Raw genomic sequence first — 6799 nt, forward strand, 5'->3', positions numbered from 1 at the left:
TATTCCTCCTCATTGAAACCATAATAGCAGACCTGTTCTTTGACTATTTGGATTATTAACTAAACATTATTTTAATACTAAAACTAATTTACTTTGATTGAAATTTAATGCAAATCCAACCACGCTTGTTGAACTAACCTGCTGCGTTAGTTTAAGTACATTTTTTCACAATCTTTATCGTGATTTACTTACATATCTAATTTTGCCAAGAGCAACACCTGTAAGTGTGATTGTAGTTTCGTTAATCCTTCTTTAAGTTCCAATATATCACAACAAAAAAAGCGCCTAATCCCTTTTGTATCAAGGGATTAAGCAGATTTTAAACACTGCGAACAATGACATTCACTCATTATTCACTATGTATAGTTTCCACAACATGAATCACTTTTATCCCTAAGGCTTCCTCTTTAGTTGAATAAAAAAACCTGTTTGAATAGCTCCAAGATCTTCAACTAAAGCACCCCGTTAGTTGAACAAGTTCTATAAAAATAGCGTTAATCCCTTCTTGGATCAACGCCTCCGTCACCTACATAATAAAAACTATTTTATACTTTTTTTATTTTGTAACTGCGAGTAACCCTTCCATTGTTAGCAGCGAGTGTAATAGCAATTCTGCTTCGAATAAGTTTTCTTTACCTGACTGATTTCTGTCGATTACACATAACAAATTTTTCACCTTTGCACCAACGTTTTTTAAATCTTCAGCACTTAGCATAATTTGTCCACCAGTAGTTACAACATCCTCGACAATACAAACATTTTTATTTTGAATTTCAATACCTTCAGCCAGTTTACATGTACCATAGGATTTTGCTTCTTTTCTAACAAATACAACTGGTATTCCTGTTTTTAGTGATAATGCTGTCGAATTGGAATACCCCCATTTCTAAACCAGCCAAAACTTCAGTACCCTCTGGTATTAATTTAGAAGAGAATACGGCCTCGTTACCGTATGAGAGCACTTTAAAAATAACTAGAGGAAATGCTTCATAATATGATGAAAATATAAGTATTCTTCATTTTCCCACCTTTTTTCCCTTTTCATAATCATCGTCTATAATGCCATCTGCAATAACTAGCTGATTATAAAGAGAATGGTTATCTTTTAATTCATTATGTTTACCACATGTGATAGTTCCATCAGGATTAACAATCCCCGTTAGTTCAATAAGAAAAAAGTGCTGCCTATGCAACTCAATGATCTTCAAGTAAAGCACTCCATTAGTGAAATAAGAACCTAATTACCAATCTGGTCCATCATCACTATCCCCCACTTTAAGTTTAAATGTATTAGAATCTAAATTATTCTTTTTTACTATCTCAAAGAAAATTGATTTTATTGATTCTTGTTCAGATTTAGTAGCATCTTTATTGTTTAAGATATATTTCACCTGAACATCATCCACAGAATGTGCCATAACCAACGTCTGAAATTCATAACCTTTTTTCACTAATTCATCATTTACTTGTTTAATGATTCCACTATCTCCGTAGATGAAAATTTCAATCTCCGCTGATTTCTTTTCACTTTCTGATTGTTGTTGGGGACTTATTCTTTGTGGAACTTCGGATATATTTCCTTTTGACGAGGTGTTATTGATAAATAGAAAGGTTACAACGAATAAAATTACAATGGTTCCAACTAAAGTGACTTTGCTCTTTTTCAGTTAATACACTTCCTTTTTAATTTAAGTGTATGCCTGTATAAGAGGTCTAAAACCACTTAATCTGTTCAACTAACCTGCCCCGTTAGTGTTAGTTGAACAACACAAATCCTTGAGAAAACAGCCTTAAATAAATTTAAACTAAAAAACTCGACCCATGGCTAATGGATCGAGTTTCTTATTTGATTTCATTTTATCTGCACTGTTAGTTGAACAAGGAAGTTACTCTTACGCTGGACTTCTACATTTATTATTTTTTTCGGGGTCAAACTTCCTCACTTTGTATTCCTTAATTATCCAATCATTTGAATCCCAATCTTTTTTAACGTAACAGTAAAAACATCTAAAGAGTTATGAGTTCCTGTAAATGTTGTAAATTCCAGCTTAGTTTGAAAAAGCCAAGACCCTGGATGGTCCAGCTTTTTTATATTAATAATTCTTTCACAGAAAGTTCCAATTTCAAAGGTTGTTCCATAATGGTTTTCTATCACTTTTCCAATCTGTGGTCGTAAAAGGTCAATTACCGCATCTTCTAACAAATTTTCTCTTGTAGCTTTTGTATTTGTAGGAAGGTTAGCAAACGCTATAGCCGATGTTGTAGTTAAAATAACAAAGATAATAAATGTAAACATTTTTTTCATTTAAACACCTACTATTTATTTTATAGGTATCTTGTTCATTGACATCCATAATTATTCTTATTCAACTTACCTTCCCCATTAATTGAATAAGAAAAAAAAGAGCTGTCTATGCAGCTCAATAACTTTTTGTTAATGCACCCGTTAGTTTAAGTGCAATTTTTCACAATGTATTAAAATTTTGTCAATCAGCCTTTTTTTGCACTAACTACTATATCTGGTTCGTTATTCTGTATATAATGGGTACTATTATCACCATTTGAGGATATTTCAAGAATCTCTTTTTCATCTCATTCCATAACCCTTGTGATTCCTCCTGCTTTCTTGCCCGGATTTAAGAAGAGAGTTAGTTTCCTAACTCTCTTGTTGTATGTGTGTAATCATATAACTTGTAAAATAGTTCTTTACTTTTTCGAAATTTAGTGAAGTGTATAGGATAATCCCTTGTGCATCATGATCGAATGTTAAAACCATTTCATCACCTGATTTGAAAATTCGATTACGGCCAGTTCGGATATCCAGCTTATTTTGAGACACGATGAATGTATCGTTTTGATAGGCTAAGTAAAATAGCTCTTCGAACACAACTTTTAATTCATCTGTGTTTTTTACTGTTAAAAAGAAGCCTGGGACTTCCGCATGATACATTCCTTTTGAAGAAAGGGTAAACACACGCTGCCCGGAGTCTATATATTCTACAGCATACTTCGCCCAATCCTTTTGCATTTGATGCTGCTCTCCATCGTGCGTTTCAATATAGATAGACAATGGATAAAAATAAAGGTTTTCAATTGTTTCAAAAGCAAGTTTCTCGATACAATCATATTCCGTACTAATATAATACGATTTAGCCTGGTCTTGTAAATCTACATCACACTCTCTATCTTTTTCACGAATATAAATTTCAAGTTGAATTGGTAGCTCTTTCACCGGCAACACACTACATGGCAAAGGCACTTTTTCATAAAACGACACATGTCTATAAAAATCCGCAATCGCTATGTCATTTTGATCATATATAACGCTTGTACATTCACTTATACTATTTGCTAAAATCCAACTTCTTGCTGCGTCATCTAAAAAGAACTTGTAGCATTTACCATGATGACCTATTTTTACTCGCTTATTTTTCATAAATTTCTTCATTTGCTTTATCATCTTCTCTTCATTTAAACCTTGGTATACCAATATATTCACAGAAGAGGCCTTCATAATAAAATAATCAAAAAGCATTTCCCGTTGATTTTTAACTTCGTCATTTCGCACATCGAACTCAGGTAAATTGACATCCCATTCGTTTGTTTGATCTAAAATATACACATCTTCACCTCAAGTTCCGTTCAAAAAAAATTTTTATTACATCTTCACATACCTATAAAGGTCTTTTTATTATTGAGTTATTCTCTACTCTTTATTGCAAATCCTTGTTCAACTAACCAGTTGCGTTAGCACAATAAGAAAAAAGAGCAGCCTAGCAACTTAACGATCTTTCACTAAAGTACCCGTTAGCTCAATAAGGTTTCTCTAAATTAAAGTCCCATTGTTCAAAAGTTAAATAGCATTTATCAGGGACCGACTTAGCAATCTTCATAAACCTTTCCGAGCAAAGCAAAATCCAGGTGCTTTGTATTACAAATAAATCCCCTGGAGGAAGATTTTTTACTATGTGAATTCCTTTTTTATCATTCCAGCCTTTCGCATTACATTGATTACACTTAATAACAGGACCAGGACCCTTTTCACTGTTTAATTCAATTTCATAGTTTGGTTTTATTCGAAAGTAAGGTTCTATAAAACCTCTTCTTCTATAGCTTACGACAGCCTCTTCTATAGAAAATCCGTGTAAATTATTATCCCTAAGATACTGAATGGCTTCCTTTGAACCAATAATTCCTCCAAGTGGTTCTATTAATCCGAAATTTTTATTAAATGTAGGTAAATAGGCTCCTAAGACACTTATATCAGTTTTATGTCTTCCGCATTTAGTACATTCTTCTGAACTGCTATAAATGGTATTACTATCATATATGGAAGGTGTATTTCTATTAGAGATTTTAAACAATTTGTCCATCAATATTCCCCTTTAACTATCTTACATAAAAAAGTTTTCGCTATCTAACATTCAAAACCCTTCTTCCACTAAACTGCCCCGTTTGTTCAATAAAGAAAAAAGAGCTGCATATGCAACTCAATAATCTTCAAGTAAAGAACCCGTTAGTTGAAGTAATACTTTGCTAAAACTGAAATGTAGCGCTGATTATAATAATCCACACGATTAAAAGAAATGATGTTATCATCAAAAATGTATTTATTGAAGTTTTTTCATCCGTTTTTATCTTTTTCAATATCCTAACTAAGTTTAAACAGAAAACAATACTCAAAACCCACAAATTCTTCTGCTTTAGTAGATCCAGTAAAGACACTAAAGAATGAGAGCATGACAATTGAAACTACCAAACTCAATTTCACTAAAATGTTTTGCGAAAATTCCATCAATTATTCCTCCTTATGTTAATAAGGATATAACATAATTTGGTAATAAATTAATGTGATTAAATGTCGTTTTTTTGTCTGTTATCATTCATTACACTTGTTAAAAACATAAAAATTACAGTTAAAAATAAAGTGATAAATAGATTTCTAATTAGATTAGGCTCTCCCCAATAAAAAATAACAAAAAAAAGTACGAAGTATACTACACTAGATATTATTTTCCTTAAATGATTTTCAAAGAATTTTTTCATTAAAAAATCTCCCTTTTAGCAAATTATAGTTAAGCATCCATTAGTTCAATAAAAATTGATTAGAAATATAAGAAATATAGAAATATGATAAAGAAAAAACTAAAACCATATACACACTATTTCTAATCCAAATGATTTTTTTACTTATTCCAGCTTTTTTTCTATGTAATTGATATAGTTAATCGTTAATAAAAATCCAAAAAATATCATTAAGTATCCCTTAGGTTCATTTAGCTTAACAAGATACCCTATTATACCTAAAGCAATGAGTATGGTTCCGATTGAGACCAAAATCATATAAAAATAAAGAACTTTCTTATCATTTTTCAAAAAACAACCCCTCAAAGTTTACCATATAAACCTAATTACACTAATCTGCCCCGTTAGTTCAACAAGAAAAAAGAGCTGCATATGCAACTCAATGATCTTCAAGTAAAGCACCCGTTAGTTTAATAAGAGTTTATTAACAAATATTGCATATCACTTTTATTTTTTCTAGTACATTGAAAATTAATTAACTACCTTTGATATTTTTATTGCACTCTAATTGTTTTTGAATTCCTGATCTATCAATTTGAATCCAATACTCTGAAATTTTTTCATTTTCTATTCTATACACCGCACTTGCCATTTCTATTACTGGAAGCCCTGTGGGTTTGTATCCATCGATTTCTCCTACGTGTGTACCTGTTTGTTTCCAACGTACATATACTTTATTTCCGTCTACTAATAATTCTTGAATTTCTATTAAAAAATCACCATATGCTTCAATCATTTCTCTTACGTGTTCAGCATAATCTTTAGGTGTCCTCAACACTATTTGTTCTTCTTCAGATACAATTTGATGTGCCAGTACTTGTTCTGCCATCAATTGATTTGAGTAATCTGGATTATTACCTGAACGTACTTTTTCAAAAAATTCTCTAACAATTTGTTCTGGTTTCATTAAAAAGCCCCCTTATGAATAAGCCCTTTGCTAATCATATCATAGTCGATTTTATTAAACTAACCTGCTTCGTTAGTACAAGAAGCGATTGTTCAAATAGACCAATCGCCTACGATAGTGAATAATGATTTTTAAAAATGATTAGAATTAGTATTCTGGGGTTACCTTATCAAAACTTTTTTATCAATACCGAACATACACTCCCAAACATCTCTTTCAAACACCTTTAAACAGCTAATTTCAAATCAGTAAAAATCTACGGATAATAAAACATGTTCTGAACAGACTAAATTCGGGAGGTGAAATCCATGCCAAATAATAACAACAACAAATACGTTAACCAAATCAAACAACAAATACAACAAGCAGAAGCTAACAAAAATCAAGCTTCAGGTCAATTCGCAACTCCGAATGCAATGAACGAAGAATTCGGGACTGAGACTGATGTTAACCAAGTCAGACAACAAATACAACAAGCAGAAGCTAAAAAAAACCAAGCTTCTGGTAATAATCCAAATAATAGTTAATAAAACAATACAAATTAATTTGATTGATCCAAAACCGGCAGCCTTTTTTCTGCCGGTTTTTTTGTTTTCACCTGCTGAACATTATCCTCATATGTGCAGTAAACAAATTAATCGAGACAGATTTAGACATACCTATGCCAATATTTATAGTTAATGATTCTAGGAAGTATTTTATTTACAACAAGTATATTTAAGTAATTTGGAACAAATATTATACCTGTTGCAAACCCAAAGGAGGTGGATAAAATGAACGCACAACGAGCAGAAGAAATTGCTTCTT

9 protein-coding genes are annotated in these 6799 nt (G+C 31.6%); 1 reads left to right on the forward strand and 8 read right to left on the reverse strand.

Going from position 1 to position 6799, the window contains the following annotated elements:
- Nucleotides 1-556 precede the first annotated feature (556 nt).
- The 8 genes from BK137_RS21765 to BK137_RS21420 form a co-directional block, all read right to left on the reverse strand.
- Nucleotides 557-841, reverse strand: coding sequence for an orotate phosphoribosyltransferase (locus BK137_RS21765; protein WP_076066904.1), 285 nt, complete (start codon nt 839-841; stop codon nt 557-559).
- Between the two features lie 175 nt (nt 842-1016).
- Nucleotides 1017-1208 (reverse strand): hypothetical protein, encoded by a 192-nt coding sequence (locus tag BK137_RS21385; RefSeq protein ID WP_038185106.1) that lies wholly within the window; start codon nt 1206-1208, stop codon nt 1017-1019.
- A 33-nt stretch (nt 1209-1241) separates the two neighbouring features.
- A complete protein-coding gene (locus BK137_RS21390; protein WP_038185108.1) occupies nt 1242-1451 on the reverse strand; it encodes a hypothetical protein in 210 nt (69 codons plus the stop codon).
- Between the two features lie 506 nt (nt 1452-1957).
- The gene (locus tag BK137_RS21395) at nt 1958-2305 is read right to left on the reverse strand and encodes a DUF3888 domain-containing protein (RefSeq protein ID WP_038185110.1); all 348 of its coding nucleotides are present in this window, start codon (nt 2303-2305) and stop codon (nt 1958-1960) included.
- Between the two features lie 351 nt (nt 2306-2656).
- Nucleotides 2657-3622, reverse strand: coding sequence for a hypothetical protein (locus BK137_RS21400; protein ID WP_038185111.1), 966 nt, complete (start codon nt 3620-3622; stop codon nt 2657-2659).
- 190 nt (nt 3623-3812) lie between these two features.
- Nucleotides 3813-4373 (reverse strand): hypothetical protein, encoded by a 561-nt coding sequence (locus BK137_RS21405; RefSeq protein ID WP_038185112.1) that lies wholly within the window; start codon nt 4371-4373, stop codon nt 3813-3815.
- Nucleotides 4374-5190: 817 nt separating this feature from the next.
- Entirely contained in the window at nt 5191-5376 is a 186-nt protein-coding gene (locus BK137_RS21415; protein WP_038185115.1) for a hypothetical protein, read from the reverse strand.
- 184 nt (nt 5377-5560) lie between these two features.
- Nucleotides 5561-5992: an ester cyclase gene (locus BK137_RS21420; RefSeq protein ID WP_038185118.1), complete on the reverse strand. Its 432-nt coding sequence runs from the start codon at nt 5990-5992 to the stop codon at nt 5561-5563.
- Between the two features lie 308 nt (nt 5993-6300).
- Here BK137_RS21420 and BK137_RS21425 point away from each other — a divergent pair, with 308 nt between their 5' ends.
- Entirely contained in the window at nt 6301-6519 is a 219-nt protein-coding gene (locus BK137_RS21425) for a gamma-type small acid-soluble spore protein (protein WP_081730089.1), read from the forward strand.
- Nucleotides 6520-6799 lie beyond the last annotated feature (280 nt).

The sequence above is a fragment of the Viridibacillus arenosi genome, from assembly GCF_001955655.1.
In the GTDB taxonomy this organism is placed as follows: Bacteria; Bacillota; Bacilli; order Bacillales_A; family Planococcaceae; genus Viridibacillus; species Viridibacillus arenosi.

Coding starts and splice junctions, on each gene's coding strand:
- BK137_RS21395 (WP_038185110.1), bottom strand. CDS start 2,305: ATGAAAAAAATGTTTACATTTATTATCTTTGTTATTTTAACTACAACA.
- BK137_RS21425 (WP_081730089.1), top strand. CDS start 6,301: ATGCCAAATAATAACAACAACAAATACGTTAACCAAATCAAACAACAA.
- BK137_RS21420 (WP_038185118.1), bottom strand. CDS start 5,992: ATGAAACCAGAACAAATTGTTAGAGAATTTTTTGAAAAAGTACGTTCA.
- BK137_RS21405 (WP_038185112.1), bottom strand. CDS start 4,373: ATGGACAAATTGTTTAAAATCTCTAATAGAAATACACCTTCCATATAT.